18 protein-coding genes and 2 pseudogenes are annotated in these 20,289 nt (G+C 30.0%); 15 read left to right on the forward strand and 5 right to left on the reverse strand.

Annotation, left to right across the window (positions count from 1 at the left end; translation table 11 throughout):
- Window positions 1–142: 142 nt before the first annotated feature.
- The 10 genes and pseudogenes from HMPREF1552_RS12985 to tgt all read left to right on the forward strand — a co-directional run.
- Window positions 143–265, forward strand: a pseudogene (locus HMPREF1552_RS12985) (transposase); the annotation flags it as partial.
- An 80-nt stretch (window positions 266–345) separates the two neighbouring features.
- Window positions 346–633 carry a hypothetical protein gene (locus HMPREF1552_RS12660; protein ID WP_051311968.1) on the forward strand — a complete coding sequence of 96 codons (288 nt, stop codon included), beginning with the start codon at window positions 346–348 and terminating at the stop codon, window positions 631–633.
- Between the two features lie 99 nt (window positions 634–732).
- Window positions 733–1,557 (forward strand): RND transporter, encoded by an 825-nt coding sequence (locus HMPREF1552_RS00670; protein ID WP_231370722.1) that lies wholly within the window; start codon window positions 733–735, stop codon window positions 1,555–1,557.
- A gap of 71 nt (window positions 1,558–1,628) precedes the next feature.
- Window positions 1,629–3,596, forward strand: coding sequence for a P-loop domain protein, KAP family (locus HMPREF1552_RS00675; RefSeq protein ID WP_021743098.1), 1,968 nt, complete (start codon window positions 1,629–1,631; stop codon window positions 3,594–3,596).
- A 231-nt stretch (window positions 3,597–3,827) separates the two neighbouring features.
- Window positions 3,828–4,010: a hypothetical protein gene (locus HMPREF1552_RS00680; protein WP_231370723.1), complete on the forward strand. Its 183-nt coding sequence runs from the start codon at window positions 3,828–3,830 to the stop codon at window positions 4,008–4,010.
- A gap of 101 nt (window positions 4,011–4,111) precedes the next feature.
- Complete coding sequence (locus tag HMPREF1552_RS00685; protein WP_021743100.1) at window positions 4,112–4,546, forward strand: lysozyme inhibitor LprI family protein; 435 nt, start codon at window positions 4,112–4,114, stop codon at window positions 4,544–4,546.
- Window positions 4,547–4,669: 123 nt separating this feature from the next.
- On the forward strand, window positions 4,670–5,359 hold the full coding sequence (locus HMPREF1552_RS00690) for a hypothetical protein (protein WP_021743101.1): 690 nt from the start codon (window positions 4,670–4,672) through the stop codon (window positions 5,357–5,359).
- Between the two features lie 30 nt (window positions 5,360–5,389).
- On the forward strand, window positions 5,390–5,992 hold the full coding sequence (locus HMPREF1552_RS00695; RefSeq protein ID WP_021743102.1) for a hypothetical protein: 603 nt from the start codon (window positions 5,390–5,392) through the stop codon (window positions 5,990–5,992).
- Window positions 5,993–6,063: 71 nt separating this feature from the next.
- Entirely contained in the window at window positions 6,064–6,825 is a 762-nt protein-coding gene (locus HMPREF1552_RS00700; RefSeq protein ID WP_021743103.1) for a TatD family hydrolase, read from the forward strand.
- A 29-nt stretch (window positions 6,826–6,854) separates the two neighbouring features.
- Window positions 6,855–8,036, forward strand: a complete 1,182-nt coding sequence (gene tgt, locus HMPREF1552_RS00705; RefSeq protein ID WP_051311970.1) for a tRNA guanosine(34) transglycosylase Tgt — start codon at window positions 6,855–6,857, stop codon at window positions 8,034–8,036.
- A 108-nt stretch (window positions 8,037–8,144) separates the two neighbouring features.
- Here the strand turns inward: tgt and HMPREF1552_RS00710 are convergent, their stop codons facing one another.
- From HMPREF1552_RS00710 to HMPREF1552_RS00720, 3 genes are all read right to left on the reverse strand, one after another.
- Window positions 8,145–9,341, reverse strand: coding sequence for an META domain-containing protein (locus tag HMPREF1552_RS00710; protein WP_021743105.1), 1,197 nt, complete (start codon window positions 9,339–9,341; stop codon window positions 8,145–8,147).
- A gap of 450 nt (window positions 9,342–9,791) precedes the next feature.
- A complete protein-coding gene (locus HMPREF1552_RS00715; protein ID WP_021743106.1) occupies window positions 9,792–10,973 on the reverse strand; it encodes a dicarboxylate/amino acid:cation symporter in 1,182 nt (393 codons plus the stop codon).
- Window positions 10,974–11,224: 251 nt separating this feature from the next.
- Entirely contained in the window at window positions 11,225–11,683 is a 459-nt protein-coding gene (locus tag HMPREF1552_RS00720) for a DIP1984 family protein (RefSeq protein WP_021743107.1), read from the reverse strand.
- A 253-nt stretch (window positions 11,684–11,936) separates the two neighbouring features.
- Here HMPREF1552_RS00720 and HMPREF1552_RS00725 point away from each other — a divergent pair, with 253 nt between their 5' ends.
- The 5 genes from HMPREF1552_RS00725 to HMPREF1552_RS00745 all read left to right on the forward strand — a co-directional run bounded on the left by HMPREF1552_RS00725 (window position 11,937) and on the right by HMPREF1552_RS00745 (window position 17,838).
- Entirely contained in the window at window positions 11,937–12,902 is a 966-nt protein-coding gene (locus HMPREF1552_RS00725; RefSeq protein ID WP_039900880.1) for a thiamine pyrophosphate-dependent dehydrogenase E1 component subunit alpha, read from the forward strand.
- 15 nt (window positions 12,903–12,917) lie between these two features.
- On the forward strand, window positions 12,918–13,910 hold the full coding sequence (locus HMPREF1552_RS00730; protein WP_021743109.1) for an alpha-ketoacid dehydrogenase subunit beta: 993 nt from the start codon (window positions 12,918–12,920) through the stop codon (window positions 13,908–13,910).
- Between the two features lie 39 nt (window positions 13,911–13,949).
- Window positions 13,950–14,984 carry a dihydrolipoamide acetyltransferase gene (locus HMPREF1552_RS00735; RefSeq protein ID WP_021743110.1) on the forward strand — a complete coding sequence of 345 codons (1,035 nt, stop codon included), beginning with the start codon at window positions 13,950–13,952 and terminating at the stop codon, window positions 14,982–14,984.
- Window positions 14,985–15,066: 82 nt separating this feature from the next.
- Complete coding sequence (lpdA, locus tag HMPREF1552_RS00740) at window positions 15,067–16,800, forward strand: dihydrolipoyl dehydrogenase (RefSeq protein ID WP_021743111.1); 1,734 nt, start codon at window positions 15,067–15,069, stop codon at window positions 16,798–16,800.
- 45 nt (window positions 16,801–16,845) lie between these two features.
- Window positions 16,846–17,838, forward strand: a complete 993-nt coding sequence (locus tag HMPREF1552_RS00745) for a lipoate--protein ligase (RefSeq protein WP_021743112.1) — start codon at window positions 16,846–16,848, stop codon at window positions 17,836–17,838.
- Window positions 17,839–17,997: 159 nt separating this feature from the next.
- Here HMPREF1552_RS00745 and HMPREF1552_RS12990 read toward each other — a convergent pair whose 3' ends face one another.
- Complete coding sequence (locus tag HMPREF1552_RS12990; protein WP_021743113.1) at window positions 17,998–18,984, reverse strand: acyltransferase; 987 nt, start codon at window positions 18,982–18,984, stop codon at window positions 17,998–18,000.
- Between the two features lie 223 nt (window positions 18,985–19,207).
- A pseudogene (locus tag HMPREF1552_RS12665) lies at window positions 19,208–20,289 on the reverse strand (UPF0236 family transposase-like protein); the annotation flags it as partial.

Here is a 20,289-nt window from a genome sequence, read left to right on the forward strand (position 1 = left end):
AATGGGTTGAAAACATCTTGATAGAAAGCGAGGAGTTTTCTTTGCCCAAAAAAAGGGAACTTGTCAGGGACACTGAGATAGAAGCCGTAATGGTTGATGCTACGGAATGTGAAATTGAGTGTCCTAAAAAAAACAGCGGAAATATTATTCAGGAAAAAGGAAAAAACATACTATAAAGGCTCAGATAGTGGCAGACGAAAAGGATTTAAGTATACTCAACGTATCGTTTTCGCACGGGAGCGTTCATGACTTCAGGCTGTTCTGATGACTTGAATGAAGTTTCATATTTTGACGGAAATCATTAAAAATTCATTGATTCTAAAAAGCGAAAGGAATAATTCAATTATGAGAGAAAGAAATGAATTAATATGGTTTTTGCCTCTTTGTTTTGTTTTTCTATCTTTAATAATGATAAAATTTTGTACTCCTAGAATAAATGAAAAATACATTGTTGAGGCTATAAAAAGAGAAAATATAGAACTTTTTGTAGATACTAAAGGTACTGTACAAGCTAAAGATTTAATTAATATCGGACTTGATATTGATATGGGTGTTGATAATATTTATTTCAAACAAGGAGATAAAGTAAAAAAAGGAGATGTTATTATAAGGTTTAGTGATTATCAAAATTAAGACCTTATCAATCAATTAAATATCCGTAATGCTGAACTTGCTGTAAAAAAATCTCAATTGAGATATTTGCGTGAACAATATAAATAAGGAATGCAAGTAATGGATCAAATACAAAAATTATCTGGAGAAATAGCAAGTTTGGAAACTGATGTGAAAAAAATGTTTGAAGATAGTAAACTTGTTCAAAGAGTTATTTTTAGTCCAGCAGATGGATATATTGTAAAAATTAATGTAGTAAAAGGTGGAACAACAAATATTTCTACTCCTGTTTTAATATTAGTTAGGGACGATAACTTAAAAATTGTAACAGAGCCAATTGAAACAAAAAAACTTGAATATGTAAATATTGGAAATTCTGCTCAAGTAAAATCCTTAAATTTAACACAAAATGATAAAGAAAAAAAGGCGGATAATTCAGATAATTTTAAAACTTTTTCAGCTGTATTATATAAAATTAATGATACAAATGTTGAAAATCTTAAAACTTTGGAATTATTGACAAATTCCTTTAAAGATATTATTTTAAATGAGCCTCTTAATATCCGAATCTTTTATCAAAAGAAAGAAAATATTTTAACTGTTCCATTAAAAGCTGTTGTAAAGAGGAAAATTAATAATATTATAAAAACCTATATTTATTTTATAGATAAAGATAATAAAGTTACAGAAAAAGAAGTTTACACAGGTATAAATAATGGTGAAAAAGTTGAGATTTACGGTATAGGAATAGATAAAGGTCAGGAAATTATTGTAAATCCAGATGATAAATTACAAAATAATGTTATTGTAAAAAGAAGAAGTTTGGAAGATGAAGAACTGGCAAGAAAGAAAAAATTAAAAAAATTAGAAGTTGAAACAGCGAAAAAGAAAGAAGAAATTGAAAAAGATGAAATAGAAATTATACGATTGAAGAAAGGAAAATAAAAATTTTCAAAGATTTAACTATTCAAAATAGTTAGATATCATTACTAAATATATTGATAAGTGGAGGAAAAATGGGAAAAAATAAAAAATTATCATTTGATGATAATAATAATTTAAAAAAAATAATATATTGGTTAATGGTAAATTTTTTTGTTTTAACAGCTCTAAATTTTCACTCAGGAGTGCATATTAGGAAACAAGCTGAAAATATAGTGTACCTTTTTGTATTTTTATCTCCAACTTTATTTCAATTAGAAGGATTTAGAACTAAAAATATAAAAATAGAAAAAGTAATTTTATTTTTAATAAGTGTAATATTTTTCCAATTTGTTATTGGAATATTAAAAGAGTATCATTGTAAAATTTATTATAGTATATTAATATTATTTTATTCAATGTATATCTGTATGATTATATCTGAAATATGTAAAATGAAACATATAAAAGGGATAGGAAAATTATTTTTAATTCCCATAGTAGCAGTAAGTTTTGTAAATATTTTTTTAAATCTCTACTTGATTAAGTTTCCAAACTATAATTTTGGAAAATGTAAAAATGAGAATGAAAATATATTTAAATATATAGAAATTTTTATACATGGGTTAGCATCTATTGCCTTTTTATATCTTTATGTCCAAACAGAAAGGTCCAATTTATATAAAAATAGTGAATTAGAATATCAAAGATTAGGTAAAAATGATAAATTAGAAAATAATATCAATCGAAAAGATAAAATAATTATAAAAAGAATGATTGACAATAAAGAACGGAAAAAATATTTGTATGGGGTAATTGAAATGGAGGAGTATGAGTATTTATTTTTATCAAAGGATTTAGAGTTGGGAGTTTTAAGTAAAGAAATAAAAAATAAATTAAAAAAAGGTAGAGAACTTATAATAGATAATTTTTTCGGTAAAATACCTCAAAAAGTCCTTTTAAATATAGTTCCTAATAGTAATAAAATTACTATTATAGAAAAAAGGAATAAACTTATAAGAGGTAGAGAAGAATATTTAAAACAATTAAATAAAGAAATAAGAAATGAACGAAAATCTATTTTAGTAAGTGACGAATGGGGAAATGGTAAAACATTTTTTATAAGAAAGTTTATGAGTAAATATAATTCAGAATATGAGTTTATATATATAAAAACTCCGTATTTTAATACAAAGGTTGAATTTAGAAAAAAAATTCTATCAGAAATAAGAAGAGTATTTTTAAAAAATAAAATATTTTCAACTTCTGTGATAGAATTGTCAAAATATTTTAATGTGGAATTTAAAGGTATAATATTTAATTTTCAAGAAATAGATTATACAAATATGATTTCAAACCTCTCAGAAGAATTAAGAATGATAAATAAAAAAATAATTCTAATTTTAGATGATGTAGATAGAATAGATGAGAAAAAAATAGTACGTGAGTTTCTGGGGTTTGTAGGTGAATTAAATTTGGAATTAAATAATGAAATTACTATTATAACTATTTCTTCACATGAAAAATTAAAAGGAATATTAGAGTTAAAGGATAGTGACTATCTTGAAAAATATTTTGAGAAAGTGTTTTATTTAAAAAATCTAAGCGTTCTTGATAAAATTTCTTTTTTTGGAAAAGAGAATAAATTGAAAAAAGAAACTATTAGTAAAATAATAGAGTTTGAAGAGTTTTTAAATAATGAAGTAAAGAAAGTAGATGAAGAAAATACTGATCAAATAAGGGTAGAAGAAAAAAATAAAAATTTAAGAAATATAGAAAGGCTTATTAAAAGAATAAGGAATTATAAAATAAAAAATGAAGTTTATGAAGACATATCTATTATTTTTGATATTATAGAATTATTGTATCCAAATTTTTGGAAAGAAATAAAAAAAGAGGTTATAAATGAAAAAACCATAAATGAAAATGTTAAAGATGAGAGTCAAATAGGTGTGTACAATGTTATGAAGGAGATAAAGAAAAAAATTTGTATGAATAGGGAGAATTTATCGAATTGTTATATTTATTCAATGTTTGAAGCCAAAATATCTAACACAAGATAATAAAAAAGACTAACTATATAATGTCAAGTTTTTTTTTCAAAAAAAAACAAAAAATTTTTTTGAGGAATTTATTTAAATTTTTGCATAACAAAATAGGTAATTTAATAATTTAAATCACTTAAATGGTTAATTAATGATATTTTATGGATTTATGATTATGAAAATAATTGGTATATATTGCCACTACTGGATTTTGATACATTAGAACGAAAAGTTATAGATGGAGAAGTTGTGACGTATACAATTACTTCTGTACAAGTGTATCATGAAAAACATTGTCCAGATGGAAAGTTGTATTTTCAAAAATCAGAGATAAAAAATTATGGGATAAGCGATGCGATTCATTTGGGATTTGGTGAGTGGGTTGTTAATGAATATCAAAAGTTGATTGAAAGCTATAAAACTAAAATTTAATTTTCTAAATTAAATGAAGTGGAAAAAGACCATTCTTGTTGAGGAATTGAAAAATTATAATTTTTAAGTTTGATTTCAAAAGTGAAAAGGAGAGATTTTTTATGAAAAAAGTAATGATTTTGGTTACAAGTTTGATGGTTGTAATTAGCAGTTTTGCTGGTTATACGAGTGATATGATTAATAGAATGGAAATTAAAGAGAAAAGTGTAGAGAAATTATTTGACGGAAGTAATGTTGAAATTAAAGAAGGATCTTCAATGATTTTAGAGAGCTGGGATGATGAGTTAAATAAGGTTTACAAATTGTTAATGTCAAAATTGTCAAAAAAAGAACAAGTAAAACTTAGAAATGAAGAAAGAGCGTGGATAAAAAAAAGAGATAAAGTGGCAAAAGAAGTGGCAGATGAATTTTGTGGAACTGTAAATGGAAAAAAACTTTGTGGAACAGCTTATGGTTTGGAATACACACAATCATTGATTAACTCGACTAAAGGCAGAGCGATTGAATTATCTAAAAGATATGAAAAATTGAAATAAGTTTGGATAAGAAAATTTAGATATACTGAAATTTTTATTCAGATTAATTAGTTAAAATATAAAAAATATAATTCTTAAAGTTTACTTTTATATTACTTTTATTGTTTGTAAAAAAGGAGTTTTATGAAAAAAATATTGATTTTATTTTTGGTTATTTTTTCGTTAAGTTTTTCATTTGAATTAAAAAAAGTAAACTTTGAAATTACAAAAAATAAGAGTTTAAAATTATCAGAAGAGGAAATGAAAAATCAAAGTGAAAAAGTTGTTGAAGTTTTTAATAAAGAAATTTCAGATAGGATAGAAAGTAAAAATAAAGGTATTGGATATTCGGAAAATGCTAATTTGGAAACAGGTGAAAAAAATTTTAAAGTGAATGTACCTAATGTTTTGATGAATAACAAAGTTTATGAAAAAACAATTTATGAAATTGAAAAAATTAATTTTATTTCAAAAAACAAAGTAGAGATAATTTATACTGAAAAATCTCCGAATATTTTTGAAATTATGTTCTCTGAAGAATTTAACAAAAAACTTGAAGATAAAGTTTCAAAAGAATTGGGATATAAATTGGATAAGGAAAAAATTCAAAAATTGTCCAATGAAGAAAGACTGAAAGCAAATGTAATAATTTTGTCTGAATCTCAAAATGAAATGCTAAAAAGATTGGATAATAACGAATTTGAATACGAAACGGAAAAGAGAAAAATGATTTTGGAAAAAAATCAGAAAAAATGGGAATATAAAGATGAAGAAACATTAGAAAGTGATGGTTTTGATATTTTTGATTCTATGTTTGAAAATTTTGGAAAATAATTTGAATAAATGAGGATGAGGTATGAGTAAATGAAGAAGATATTAATATTATTTTTACTAACAGCAAGTCTTGGATTTTCTGCGAATTATAAGGTGGAAGTTAAACCGAATGTGAAAATTCAACAGTCAGAAATTGAGAAAAATAATGCAGGGATAGAAAAGGCGTTTGAAAAATTTGTAGAAAAACAAAAGGCTGCGGGTATTAGAGAGGCAGAATTGACTACACAAAGCAGTCAAAGACTTGGAATGATGTTAACTGATGGGATGGCAAAACAACTTGTTTATGATACACAATATTCTATAAAAAAAATTGAATATATTTCAAGTGACATTGTTAATTTAGATCTTGAAATAAAGATTCCTGAATTAGATAGTAGAAACTTTAGTGAAGATGAAATGATGAGAGAAGTTTCTAAAAGGTTTAAAGAAAAAACTGGGAAATCAATAGAAATTTTAAAAACTACACCAGAGAAAAATATAAAACCTGAATGGGTTTCAACGTTATTCCAACTAATGAGTGATTTTACAATAGAAAAAGTTAAGACTACAAAAATATTTACTTATCAAAATGCAACAATAAGTTTGAAAAAAGTAAATAATGAATGGATTTTTCATAGAATTGTAAAACAGTAAAATCAAAAAAATTAAATTTAGAAAGGAAATGAAGTTATTCTGAAATTTTGGAATAACTTTATCTTGTTAAAATGAGTAAAATAATTGATACGCATACGCACATTTATGATAAACAGTTTGAAAATGATTTTGATGATGTGATGAAAAGGATTGAAGATGAGTTGGAAGGGATTGTAAGCATTGGGTTCGATTTAGAAAGTTCACTTAAAAGCATTGAACTTGCGAATAGATATTCGTTTGTGAATGCAGTAATTGGAGTTCATCCTGTTGATATAAAAAAATATAATGATGAAGTGGAAAAAGAACTGGAAAGATTGGCTTTGACTGAGAAAAAGGTTGTTGCGATTGGGGAAATTGGGTTGGATTATCACTGGATGGAAGATCCGAAGGATGTTCAGATTGCTGGATTTAGAAAGCAGATGGAACTTGCAGAAAGGGTAAAAAAACCAGTTGTTATCCATACAAGAGAGGCTTTGCAGGATACACTTGATGTTTTGAAGGATTATAAAAATGTTGGTGGGATTTTGCACTGTTATCCAGGTTCCTTGGAAGCGGCAAAACCGTTTTTAGATAGATATTATTTAGGAATTGGTGGTACTTTGACGTTTAAAAATAATAAAAAGACGAAGGAGCTTGTGAAGGAATTGCCTTTGGAAAAAATTGTTCTGGAAACAGATTGTCCATATTTGACACCTGTGCCTTTTCGTGGGAAGAGAAATGAGCCGATTTATACAAAATATGTAACAGAAGAAGTGGCTAGAATTAAGGAAATTTCAGTAGAGCAAGTTATTAAAGTAACTACTGAAAATGCTAAGAAAATTTATGGAATGTAATGGAATTTAGAAATAAAATAGGAGATAAAATGTGTATTGAAAAAGAAAATAAAGATTTTAAAAATCCAATAGAATATAAATTAGAAAAAAAAGATGGAAATGCACGTGCTGGAGTTATAAAAACACCACATGGAGAGATAAAAACACCAATATTTATGCCAGTTGGGACACAGGCGACTGTGAAGGCGATGACTAGAGAGGAATTGGAAGAGATTAATTCTCAAATTATCCTTGGGAATACATATCATTTGTACTTGCGTCCAGGAGATGAGCTGGTAAATGATTTTGGCGGTCTTCATAAATTTATGAGATGGGATAAGCCAATACTTACTGATAGTGGTGGATTTCAAGTATTTAGTCTTGGAGATTTGAGAAAGATAAAAGAGGAAGGGGTTCATTTTCGTTCGCATTTAGATGGATCAAAACATTTTTTATCGCCTGAAAAATCTATTTCGATTCAAAATAATCTGGGAAGTGATATTATGATGGTGCTGGATGAATGCCCGCCAGGACTGTCAACACGTGAATATTTGATACCATCCATTGAAAGAACTACGAGATGGGCTAAGCGTTGTATCGAAGCAAATAGAAATAAGGATAGACAGGGGCTTTTTGCAATTGTACAGGGTGGAATTTATGAGGATTTACGGGATAAAAGTTTTGAAGAACTATATGAGTATGACTATGGATTTGCTGGGTATGCTTTAGGAGGACTTGCGGTAGGAGAGCCACGTGAGGATATGTATAGAATTTTAAAATATAGCACGCCAAAACTGCCTGAAAATAAACCACGTTATTTAATGGGAGTGGGAGAGCCCGTGGATATGCTTGAAGCTGTGGAGCATGGAATTGACATGATGGATTGCGTTCAGCCTACAAGAATTGGGAGACACGGTACTGTATTTACGAAGTATGGGCGTCTTGTCATAAAAAATGCGATTTATTCAAGAGATGATAGACCACTTGATGAAGGTTGTGACTGTTATGCCTGCAAAAATTATACGAGAGCGTATATAAGACATTTATTCAAGGCTGGAGAAATTTTGGGACAAAGGCTTGCAACATATCATAATTTGCATTTTTTGCTAAAACTTATGGATAATGCACGTGAGGCAATTATTGATGGAAGATTTAAGGAATATAAGGAAGAAGTGCTGAAAAATTATGCCATGGGGAAAGAAAGTGAATGGATAAAGTCAAAATCGATATAAAATTAGAAAATAAAATACAATAAAAAAGTGCTATTTATTTCATAACAAATATTTTTTTATTCCAGATAAAAAATATAAGTTAAAAGTAAATAGCACAAACATAAAATACTACATTTCTTTAAATGTCAATGTTTTTCCATCATCTGTCATAAAAATCAAACGATTATTATCTAATTTAATCTTTTTTGAATTTTTCAAAATATTCAAATACTGACTTTCAAGTCTCATAAAGTTATCTGGTCCTGCCATTTTTGTAGAGCCGATAGGTCCAACCATAATATTATCTGATGCCATTATGTAATTTGAAAAATAGTTGTTTACTCCTGAATCGCCATGTATTCTGTCTTCTGAAAAATTAAGAGTAATTCTTATTTCATTTGTTGTCAATATCTTTCTCATTTTTGTGTCAGAAATATCAATAAGTTTCCAGCTAGTATTCAATAATTTTTTTTTCAAATTTAAAAGAGAAAGTGAATCCTTGTCATTCTGATTAACTGTATTTGACTTTTTAAAAGTCCAAATATCGCCAGCCTTGTTAGTTAAAGTTAAAGTATCCTTGTTGTATTTAATCACAGGGTTGGATTGTAGAATATCAAAGAAATCCTGTTCGAGATTCATCAGATCTTGAGCACCTCCAATCAGAGTTGAAGTTATTGTGGCAGAAAGAGTAGAATCTCTGTTAATTTTATAATTTCCTGAATATCCATTAATTCCACCAAATCCATTAATCTTATTTTTTGAAAAATTAATAGTAACATTTGTATTTTCTGAAATATAAGAATTCCATCTATTTTTCTTAATTTGAGTTAATTTCCATGAAGTTTCATTTAAATTTGAAAGAGGAAGTGAATCCTTGTCATTTTGATTAACTGTATCAGGATTTTTAAAAGTCCAAATCTCTCGCTTGTTAGTTAAAGTTAAAGTATCCTTGTTGTATTTAATCACAGGGTTGGATTGCAGAATATCAAAGAAATCTTGTTCAAGATTCATTAGATCTTGAGCACCTCCTGTTAAAGTTGAAGTTACTGTAGCAGAAAGAGTGGAATTCCTGTTTAATTTATAACTTCCTGAATATCCGTTAGTTCCTCCAAATCCATTGATATTGTATTTTAAGAAATTAATTGTAACATTTGCTTTTTCTGGAATACGGGAATTCCGTCCATTTTTCCTGATTTCTGTCAATTTCCATGAAGTTCCATTCAAATTAGTGCTAATAGTGTCTCTTTTTTTCACAGCCGCATTCAAAAAACCACAGCACAAAAGAAGCATTGTAAAAATTCCAACTAAAAAAAATCTTTTTTTCATTTTAAAAACCTCTTTTCATTATTTTTTCTCTTTTCCTTTGTTAATTTAATACTATCATATTATCATTAAAGAATTATGAGAATTTTTAAAATTATTTATTTTTTATTTTTATTAATTGTACAATTTAAAAAAAACCTGCAGGTTATAATTTCCTGCAGATTTTCGGAGGCATAAAATGGCAATTTGTCATCTATTTGCTAAAGATTAGGTATAAAATCACAACCATAATAACAAAAACGACAATATCACCATTTATCATTACAATTCACCTCCCTCCATTTCGAGGTTGGGGGTAGCGAACCCCAAAATATTATAACATAAAAAAATACCTCCTTCAACTAAGAAGAAGATACTTTTCCCGCTATTTTTTACCTCAAAATGGAATATATACCATTGCTTTTTATAGATTAATTATAACACAAATTTTTCATTTTTTCAATCATATAATTTTTATTTTTTTATAAATTTATGATAAATCCAGTCAACAATAATAGCTATTGCATTATCCCCAGATACATTTGCTGCTGTTCCAAAGCTGTCCTGCGTTATATAAAGTGCGATTAGCAGTGAAGCTAGTGGACTATTTGAAGCGATTCCAACCATTCCTAGAAATGGAAGTGCTGACATTATTGCTCCTCCAGGTGCTCCAGGTGCGGCTACCATTGCGACTCCTAGAACTAGGATAAATGGGAAAACTTTTGTTACATCGTAAGCCATATTGTTCATCATAAGAACTGTAACAACACAGCTTGTTATTGTAATGATACTTCCTGCTAAATGGATTGTGGCACATAATGGCACTACAAATTCACGTATTTCAGGCGATGTTCCGTTTCGTTTTGCACATTCCAAATTTATTGGGATTGTGGCTGCTGAAGATTGTGTACCAAGTGCTGTAAAATAACCTGGAATTTGATTTTTCATACAGGTAAGCGGATTTTTTCCTGAAATTCCTCCAGCAAATACAAATAAAGCTGAAATATATAAAATGTGAAGAATTATCACACAGACAAATACTTTTAGGAAAATAGAAAGTGTCGTAAACATCTGTCCGCTGTAAGTCATGTTCATAAATGTTCCAAAAATGTAGACTGGAAGTAGAGGAATAACCGATGTGCTCAGTAACTTTGTAATTATTTTTGAAAACTCACGAAAAAGGTTGTAGGTAGTTTGTCCTTCACCATTATTTCTAAGCCAGCTTATTGAAAGCCCCATTATAAAGGCAAAAATGATTGCTGAAGTTACATCAAACATTGGTGCAAGAGGAATCTCGAAATAAGCTGTTAAAAGATTTTTCTCAGGGTGTTCTATTGCTGCAAAAGAGGCAAAACGAAGAATTTTTGGAAAAATATTAGTTGCCATAAGATAAGATAAACTTCCTGCCACAATTGTGGAAACATAAGCTATCAATGTAGTAATTCCCAGCAATTTTCCTGCTCCTTGACGTAAATCTGAAATTCCTGTCACAACAAATCCGATTATCATAAACGGAATAACAAAAGATAAATACTTGCTAAATAGCGACGAAAAAGTCACAAAAATCCTAATAACAGGACTTGGTAAAACTAATCCCAGTACTATACCAAGCGTTATTGCGATAATTAAACGTGGCACAAGACCGATTTTTTTCATAAATTTTTCTCTCCTTATGTATTTTTTGTATAACTAAAATAAATCCCACAACCCAACCTCAATATTATCAATTAACATACGGTAGTAAAATTTACAGTGATTTGTACAAATGTAACAATATTGGGATTAATTATAATTCTTGTAATTTCCCCGCACTACTTCATCTTGTAAGATATTTTTTCCCTAATATCCAAAGGTTTATGTTCACCTTAATAATATCTACACCTAAAATTTGTTTAAATTATATTTTTTTATTCTTTAATCAAATCAATAGTCCAGTTTGCCTGCTGTAATTTTGTATCAGTTTCACGAATTTCCTTAGATAATTTATCTAGCTGTTTTTGCTGTTCTGGAACATTAATCGTACTAAAAACCTTTATTTCTGTTGAGGAATAAAGATTTATTTTTTGGCTTGCAATTTCTATAAATTCACGTAGGATTCCTGCTTTTTGTGAAAGTGTGTCCTTTTTTGTAATTAATTCGACTAATGAAATTCCATCAATTTTTGAAAGAGTATTTGTTTTGTTTATTTTTATTATTAAATCATTTAATTGGGAAATTAAGTCGTCTAATTCAGTTAATAAAAATTCAGGATCTTCAGTGGGTTTTTCATTTTCCTGAACTTTAGCGTTATTATTAAGTCTTGTTTTTAATTGCGTAATTCTTTTTTGAATATCTGCACGTAAAATAAGAGCTTCAGCAATTTTCATTTTATTTATCCTCCAATTTTTATTTATTAGTACTTAAAGTATAATGTAAAAATTATAAAATGTAAAGGATATTTTTAATATTCTTTTTGTATATATAAAATAAAAAAAACTTTAAAAGATATTTTTTTAACTTGCAAATATTTGTTGTAATGGTTACAAAATTATGATAAAATTAATCAGGAAATTTTGGAGAACAAAATATTAATTACTAAAAGTTTGGAAAAATATAAAAAAGATTTAAATGGAGGGAATTATGGAACTATCAAAAGGTAAATTGCTGAATATTTACGAACGAATGCTTAGCATTAGAAATTTTGATTTAAAGGTAAATCAGCTTGTGAAAAGAGGAATGGTGCCTGGAATGACACATTTGTCAGTAGGAGAAGAAGCCGCGAATGTTGGTGCTATTGCGGCATTGAATGCTGATGATCTTATTACATCTAATCACAGAGGACATGGACAGGTTATCGCTAAAGGGATTGACTTGAATGGAATGATGGCTGAAATTATGGGAAAGGCTACTGGAACTTGTAAAGGTAAAGGTGGTTCAATGCACATTGCCGATTTAGAAAGTGGAAACTTGGGAGCAAACGGAATTGTTGGTGGTGGACACGGAATGGCAGTTGGTGCGGCTTATACTCAAAAAGTAAAAAATACTGGAAAAATTGTAGTTTGTTTCTTTGGAGATGGAGCCACAAATGAAGGAAGTTTTCATGAGGCTATGAATTTGGCATCAGTATGGAATGTTCCTGTTATATTTTATTCAATTAATAACGGTTATGGAATCAGTACGTCAATTAATAAAGTTACAAATGTAGAACATTTGTATAAAAGGGCTGCGGCTTATGGAATGCCAGGATATTTTATTGAAGATGGAAACGACGTGCTGTCAGTCTATGAAACTTTTGAAAAGGCTGTGGAGCATGTAAGAGAAGGAAAAGGACCAGTCTTCATTGAAAGCATAACTTACAGATGGTTCGGACATTCGAGTTCTGATCCTGGAAAATACAGAACAAAAGAAGAGGTTGACGAATGGAAGTTAAAAGATCCTAACTTAAAATTCAGAAATTACTTGCTTGAAAATAATATTGCGACAGAGGAAGAATTAGTAGAACTTGAAGAAAAATCAAAAAAACAGATTGAAGATGCAGTAGAATTTGCAAAAAATAGTCCAGAACCTACGTTGGAATCTGCATTTGAAGATATATTTGCAAATTAGAAAAGGAGATAGAAAATGGAAACAAAGTTGATGTCTGTAAAAGAGGCAATTATTACAGCAATGTCGGAAGAGATGAGAAAAGATGAAAATGTATTTTTAATGGGAGAAGATGTAGGAATTTTTGGAGGAGATTTTGGAACATCGGTTGGAATGCTGGAAGAATTTGGACCAGAAAGAATAAAAGATATGCCAATTTCAGAATCTGCAATTTCTGGAGCTGCGATTGGTGCGGCAATGACAGGGCTTCGTCCAATAGTTGACGTAACATTCATGGATTTTATTGTTTATATGATGGATAATATTATAAATCAAGCGGCAAAAACTAGATATATGTTTGGTGGAAAAGGGCAAGTGCCTGTAACATTCAGATGTGCGGCAGGTTCTGGAGTGGGTTCAGCTGCACAGCATTCACAGTCGCTTGAGTCTTGGTTTACTCACATTCCAGGAGTAAAAGTTGTTGCACCAGGTACACCTGCAGATGTAAAAGGGCTTTTAAAATCAGCAATTCGTGATAATAACCCAGTAATTTTCCTTGAATATAAAGCACAATACAATATGAAAGGTGAAGTTCCTACAGATCCTGAATTTATTATTCCGCTAGGAAAAGGAGAAATTAAAAAAGAAGGAAAAGATATTACAATTGTAACTTATGGAAGAATGCTGGAAAGAGTAATGAAGGCGGCGGAAATTGCAGAAAGTGAAGGGATTAGCGTAGAAGTGGTGGATCCTAGAACATTGATTCCGCTAGACAAGGAAATTATTTTGAATTCTGTTAAAAAAACAGGAAGAGTAATTTTAGTAAATGATGCTCATAAAACAAGCGGGTTTATCGGAGAAATTTCTGCAATTATTTCAGAAAGTGACACATTTGACTATTTGGATCATCCAATTGTGAGGTTAGCTGGAGAAGATGTACCAATACCTTATAATCACGCTCTTGAAACAGCGATGGTTCCAAGTGTGGAAAAAATTGTAGAAGCAATTAGAAAAGTAAAAAATAAACAATAAAAAATATATAGGAAGAAATAAAATAGAAAGGAAGAAGCTATGGAAAATAATGAGTTAAGAGCTACTCCTGCAGCACGTAAATTAGCGCAGCAGATGGGACTTGATCTTTTTCTTGTGAAAGGCAGTGGAGCAAATGGACGTGTTCATAAGGAAGATGTAGAAACATTTAAATTTGAAAAGCAAGTAAGAATATCGCCACTTGCTAGAAAAATAGCATTAGACCATAATCTTGAATTGGAAAATGTCGTTGGGACAGGGCATAATGGGAAAATAATGCGGGATGATATTTTGAAATTGATTGCTAAGCCGCAGGAAACAGAAGACTTGGCAAGACATGAAAAGGCTGTTGTTGCTGAAGAAAAAGCAGTTGCACAGCAGGATATAGAAATCGTGCCAATGACAGCAATGAGAAAAGTTATTTCAAAACGTATGACAGAAAGTTACCTGACTGCACCTACATTTGCACTTAATTACGAAATTGACATGACTGAAGCCATTGCACTAAGAAAGAAAATACTTGATACAATTTTAGAAAGTACAGGAAAGAAAATTACAATAACAGATATTATTTCATTTGCAGTTATAAAAACTTTGTTAAAGCACAAGTTTGTAAATTCAAGTTTGTCAGAAGACGGGACACAGATTATTCTGCATAATTATGTAAACTTGGCGATTGCAGTAGGATTTGACGGTGGACTTCTTGTGCCAGTTGTAAAAGGTGCAGATAAAATGACACTTAGCGAATTAGTTGTTGAATCTAAGAAGATAGTGAAAAAAGCATTAGATATGAAGTTGACACCTGATGAGCAAAGTGGAAGCACATTTACAATAAGTAATCTCGGAATGTTTGGAGTACAAAGCTTTAACCCAATAATAAATCAGCCAAATTCAGCAATCTTGGGAGTTTCTTCTACAGTTGAAAAGCCTGTTGTTGTAAATGGTGAAATTACAGTTCGTCCAATGATGACTTTGACGCTTACAATTGATCACAGAGTGGTAGATGGACTTGCGGGAGCTAAATTTATGCAGGACTTGAAAAATGCTTTGGAAAATCCAATCGCTTTATTAATTTAGCTTAATAAAAAATTTAGAATAAAACTTATGGAATTAGAAAATAAAAAATGTAAAATTATTTTAGTATAAGGAGTGAGATTAAATGGCTACTGAAGTGATAATGCCTAAAGCCGGAATTGATATGACGGAAGGGCAGATTATAAAATGGAATAAAAAAGAAGGGGAAAAGGTAGAAGAAGGGGAAATTTTACTTGAAATAATGACAGATAAGACAAGTATGGAACTGGAAGCTGAAGAATCAGGATATTTGATAAAAATAGTAAAAGGAGATGGAGAAACTGTACCTGTTACAGAAGTTATCGGATATATTGGTGCAGAAGGAGAAGTGGCTCCAGAGGCAGGTTCAGCAAATACAGCAAGTGCAGCTCCAGCACAAGCTTCACAGCCGAAATCAGAAAATGTGGCTCAACCTGCCCCTAAAAAAGAAAAGGCAGAAGATGAATTTGATGTTGTCGTAATTGGTGGAGGGCCTGCTGGATATGTAGCGGCAATTCGTGCAGCTCAACTTGGTGCAAAAGTGGCAGTTGTAGAAAAAAATGAATTTGGAGGAACTTGTCTGAACAGAGGATGTATTCCTACAAAAACATTCCTTAAAAATGCTGAAATTCTCGAAGGTATCGAAATGGCAAGCAAAAGAGGAATCATTTTGGAAAGTGAAAAATACACAATTGACATGCCAAAAGTTGTGCAGTTGAAAAATGAAATTGTTAAAACATTGACAAATGGTGTAAGAGGACTTCTAAAGAGCAATGAAATTAAAATGTTTAATGGAATTGGAAAAATCAATAAGGATAAAGATGTTGTTGTAAACGGAGAAACTGTTTTAAGAGCTGATAAAATAATCTTAGCTGGTGGATCGAAAGTCGGAAAAATCAATATTCCTGGAATTGAAAGCAACAAAGTTCTTACAAGTGATGACATTTTAGACATACAGCAAATTCCAAAATCACTTACTGTAATTGGTGGAGGAGTTGTCGGAATTGAGCTTGGACAAGTGTTCTTATCATTTGGAAGTGAAGTTACAGTTGTGGAAATGATGGATAGAATCGTACCAGGAGTAGACAGGGAATCTTCAGCTGTACTTAGAAAAGAGCTTGAGAAAAAAGGAATGAAAATATTAACTTCTACACAAATTAAGGAAATAGTTGATGATGGACACAACTTAACAATCAAAGTTGACGGACATGATGACATTGTTTCTGAAAAAGCATTATTGTCAATCGGAAGAGTACCTGATCTGGAAGCTATTGGAGAAATTGAGCTAGAAATGGAAAAAGGTCGAATCAAAGTTGATAAATATATGGAAACAAGTATACCTGGAATTTATGCGCCTGGAGATATAAATGGAATCAAGATGCTTGCTCATGCGGCATTCAGAATGGGAGAAGTTGCTGCTGAAAATGCGGTTCAAGGAAACCATAGAGAAATCAGACTTGAAACAACTCCATCGGCAATCTACACAGTGCCAGAAGTGGCAATGGTTGGATTAACAGAAGATGAGGCAAGAGAAAAATATGATATTAAAGTTGGTAAATTCCAATTTGCGGCAAACGGAAGAGCGTTGGCTTCAGGAGAACCAGCAGGATTTGTAAAAGTTATAGTTGATAAAAAATATGACGAAATTCTTGGAGTACACATTGTAGGACCATCAGCAGCAGAAATGATTAATGAAGCGTCAGGGCTTATGGCAATGGAAATTACAGTAGATGAAGTGATTAAGACAATCTATGCTCATCCAACTTACTCAGAAGCTCTGTTTGAAGCATGTGCAGATGCATTAGATGAAGCGATTCATTTACCTAGAAAAAGAAAATAATAAAAAAGTGAAATAAATTGAAATTTTGAAAGGAATTTTAAACATATGAAATATTATGTTAGTAAGTCAAATGATCCAGCATTTAACATTGCTTTGGAAGAATATTGCTTTAAGCAGCTGCGTGATATTGACGAAATATTTTTACTTTGGATAAATGAGCCAACAATTGTTGTAGGAAAATATCAAAATACAATTGAGGAAATTAACACAGAGTATACTCGTGAAAAAGGAATCCATGTTGTTCGTAGAATTTCTGGCGGAGGCGCAGTTTACCACGATTTAAACAATTTAAATTATACAATAATCTCCAATAAGCAGGAAGATAAGGAAGGTTTTAACTTTAAAGAATTTTCAAAGCCAATTATAGAAACTCTGGCAGAATTGGGTGTAAAAGCTGAATTTACAGGTAGAAATGACTTGGAAATAGATGGACAGAAATTTTGTGGAAACGCTCAAGCATACATAAAAGGACGTGTAATGCACCATGGATGCCTATTGTTTGATGTGAATTTTGGAGAATTAGGAAATGCACTGAAAGTTTCAAAGGATAAAATTGAGTCAAAAGGCGTAAAATCAGTAAGAAGCCGTGTTACAAACATACTTCCTCATTTGAAAGAACCGATCACTGTAAATGAATTTGGTGAAAAAATAATGGAATATATGAAAAAACAGTATCCAGATATGAAAGAGTATGTTTTTAGCCAAGAGGAGCTGGATTACATTGCCAAGAGAGCTGAAATTAAGAGAAGTTGGGAATGGAATTATGGAGAGTCGCCAGAATTTAATATAACTAGAGGAAAAAGATTTGAAAATGGTAAAATCCAAATTTTTGCCACAGTAGAAAATTCCAGAATTAAAAATATCAAATTCTATGGAGATTTCTTTGGTAAAAATGAAGATTTAAGTGAAATTGAAAATCTTTTGAAAGATACGAAATATACAAGGGAAGCTGTAAAAGAAAAATTAGAAATAGTTGATATTGGTGAATATTTTTCTAGATTTACAACAGATGAAGTTGTGGAAGTTATTGTTGAGTAGCAATAATACGTTCAAATTTTTAAAAAATAAACTAATAAATCAAGTAATTTTTAAGATTGATTTTAAAATATATCTTTAGTAAAAAAATAAGCACTTTGGAAACAGAGTGCTTTTTTCATAAAGAAGGTAAGATTGTATTTTTTACAGAAAAAAATAAGGCTAGATAGCCCTATTCAAATATTTTTTACATAGATATTTATAAAATTTATTTTCCACGAGGTATTTTGCCAAATTTGACATTAGAAATACCATTAGGAAGTAGATTAGAAAATCTACATGACTTGTCATTTCTCCCATAAATTTTTCAAATATTATGTACAGGGGTCTATGCAGTATGTATATTGAATAACTGATTCCTCCCAGGTAGATAAAAAATTTGTTTCCAAGAAATTTACTGAAAAATCCGTTATCTAAATACAGAAATACAATTAAAGGGATGAAAGACAACGAAATAGCAGTGGAATTATATGGGAAAAACTTGTTGTATGGAGCAAATAATAAGAAAATAATATAAATTATTGTAAGAAAAGAATATATATTTCTTTTTTTTATTTTTTTTATTTTATCATAAAGGAGCATTCCGAATGTAAAGGTGCTGATGTACATAAGAGGGTTATATTTTATAAATTCAAGAACTGTTCCACTGTTGGAGTTTAACTTAAAAAGATAATTGAAAAAATAATAGACGTAAAAATTGATAATTAATACAAAATATGTAAAATATTTATTTTTTCTAAATTGTAGCAGCGCTGGAAATAACAAAAGTAAAAAGGCCAGTACAGAAAGATACCATGCCGATGAATTGTAGCTTAGGGATCTGTTAAAAATCCATGACTGCACTAGAAGCATGTTATATATTATTGTACCTTTAAATTTTAATGTCAGTATGAGCGATAGGAAGTAGACAGGATAAAATTTAAAGAATCTTGTCTTATAAAAAATCTGAGTGTCAAGATTTTTGTTTGAATAAACATACGTTAAAAGAAATCCTGAAAGCAGAAAAAAGAAAAATACCCAGGCGATTCCATGTTCTAAAATGAAAGGAAGTTTTATAGGAGAAAACTGAGCATGTACTCTAGTATGGTAGTAAAATACTGACAATGCTCCAATAAATCTAAAAATTTCAAACTGATTATATTTTTTCATAATCACGCTCCTCGGAATATTTTGTATAGTGGATTATAATTTAAAGTGTAATTAATACATTGTATCATATTGCAGAAAAAAATTCAAAGACATGATAAAGCTTGACAGAGTAAAAAATATAGGAGTAGTCATAAAAGAATACAATAATCCTTTTTTAACTGCTTTTTTAAATTATTCTGCTTTGTGATATTTCCTTCAGAACTTTCCTCATTGGACATTCTTGTCATCTTAAATATGGAATGTTTGTGTTTCTTGCTTATTTTATTAACAATATCTAGTAAATATTCCATTCCTATTACCTTTTCCATTGAATCTATTCTTTTCCTGCTAAAGTACAGTTCGTACGCCTTTTCTCTGTTTTTCCGTAGTTTGTAAAGGAAATGTAGTATAACGCTTTTACCTTTATTTTGCTTCTTGAAAACGTTTTTGGTATGCTTGAGCATTCTTGGGATAGAAGAGATTCCATTCTTGAGTCTATGTAGTACTCTTTAGTATAGATTTTTTCTTATCTTCATCTGATCTTTTCCTCTCTAGATTATATTCTCCTTTTCCCTGAAATCTCATAAAAGTTTTCAAGCACTGTAAAATCATTTTTTTCAAGCTATTTGTAAAGATTTTTTGATATCTCCTTGTCTCTTTTAGAAATCACATCTATGGATTTTACCAGATGAAACTTGTCATAAATATATATCATCTTGTAAATCCTAAGTTCCCAAATAAAGTTGTCTATCCGTATCTCCCGTCAGAGTTCACAATCAGTTTCTTCTTGTTCATATTGTATTTCTTCTCAAGATAGTCAAACACATACTCCGATACTTCTTCAAACGGAACAGAAAGTAGGAAACATTATTACATGCATGTCAGCAAGCTTGTTCCTGCCCCTGTAGACTTCCTTAATCCCACGATGTATTGCAATCATCCTCATATATGTGTTTTTACTTCCTCTGCACTTCATCTGATCTTCATCAATCTCCATATATATTGGTGAACTGTCATTCTTTTTAAACCTTTCGATATCAAACTTTGGCATTTCAAAAGAATTGACAAGGTTATACATGGTAGTCCTTGAAACACTGTAAGTTTTTACAATAAATGAGGCTACAGTATGCTGGTATTCAAAAAGTATAGTAAAAATCAGCTCTTGGGAAAGCCGTCTGTACTGTTAAGCCCAATTTTTCATCAATATAGTAATGAATGCCTGTTTTCCTGTTCACGTATTTACAGTGCTCAAAAGTCACATGCCCGAAGACAGTTTTAATAAATCTTCTGCTTTTATAGTGAAACTTATACAAAACCGACCTAAAA

Source organism: Leptotrichia sp. oral taxon 879 str. F0557, from assembly GCF_000469385.1.
GTDB classification, from domain to species: Bacteria; Fusobacteriota; Fusobacteriia; order Fusobacteriales; family Leptotrichiaceae; genus Leptotrichia; species Leptotrichia mesophila.

Bases quoted from the DNA above. Each gene is read 5' to 3' on its own strand.
- HMPREF1552_RS12660 (WP_051311968.1), top strand. From the start codon at position 346: ATGAGAGAAAGAAATGAATTAATATGGTTTTTGCCTCTTTGTTTTGTT.
- HMPREF1552_RS12990 (WP_021743113.1), bottom strand. From the start codon at position 18,984: ATGAAAAAATATAATCAGTTTGAAATTTTTAGATTTATTGGAGCATTG.
- HMPREF1552_RS00720 (WP_021743107.1), bottom strand. From the start codon at position 11,683: ATGAAAATTGCTGAAGCTCTTATTTTACGTGCAGATATTCAAAAAAGA.
- lpdA (WP_021743111.1), top strand. From the start codon at position 15,067: ATGGCTACTGAAGTGATAATGCCTAAAGCCGGAATTGATATGACGGAA.
- HMPREF1552_RS00690 (WP_021743101.1), top strand. From the start codon at position 4,670: ATGAAAAAAATATTGATTTTATTTTTGGTTATTTTTTCGTTAAGTTTT.
- HMPREF1552_RS00735 (WP_021743110.1), top strand. From the start codon at position 13,950: ATGGAAAATAATGAGTTAAGAGCTACTCCTGCAGCACGTAAATTAGCG.
- HMPREF1552_RS00695 (WP_021743102.1), top strand. From the start codon at position 5,390: ATGAAGAAGATATTAATATTATTTTTACTAACAGCAAGTCTTGGATTT.
- HMPREF1552_RS00730 (WP_021743109.1), top strand. From the start codon at position 12,918: ATGGAAACAAAGTTGATGTCTGTAAAAGAGGCAATTATTACAGCAATG.
- HMPREF1552_RS00745 (WP_021743112.1), top strand. From the start codon at position 16,846: ATGAAATATTATGTTAGTAAGTCAAATGATCCAGCATTTAACATTGCT.
- HMPREF1552_RS00675 (WP_021743098.1), top strand. From the start codon at position 1,629: ATGGGAAAAAATAAAAAATTATCATTTGATGATAATAATAATTTAAAA.
- tgt (WP_051311970.1), top strand. From the start codon at position 6,855: ATGTGTATTGAAAAAGAAAATAAAGATTTTAAAAATCCAATAGAATAT.
- HMPREF1552_RS00725 (WP_039900880.1), top strand. From the start codon at position 11,937: ATGGAACTATCAAAAGGTAAATTGCTGAATATTTACGAACGAATGCTT.
- HMPREF1552_RS00670 (WP_231370722.1), top strand. From the start codon at position 733: ATGGATCAAATACAAAAATTATCTGGAGAAATAGCAAGTTTGGAAACT.
- HMPREF1552_RS00700 (WP_021743103.1), top strand. From the start codon at position 6,064: ATGAGTAAAATAATTGATACGCATACGCACATTTATGATAAACAGTTT.
- HMPREF1552_RS00715 (WP_021743106.1), bottom strand. From the start codon at position 10,973: ATGAAAAAAATCGGTCTTGTGCCACGTTTAATTATCGCAATAACGCTT.
- HMPREF1552_RS00710 (WP_021743105.1), bottom strand. From the start codon at position 9,341: ATGAAAAAAAGATTTTTTTTAGTTGGAATTTTTACAATGCTTCTTTTG.
- HMPREF1552_RS00685 (WP_021743100.1), top strand. From the start codon at position 4,112: ATGAAAAAAGTAATGATTTTGGTTACAAGTTTGATGGTTGTAATTAGC.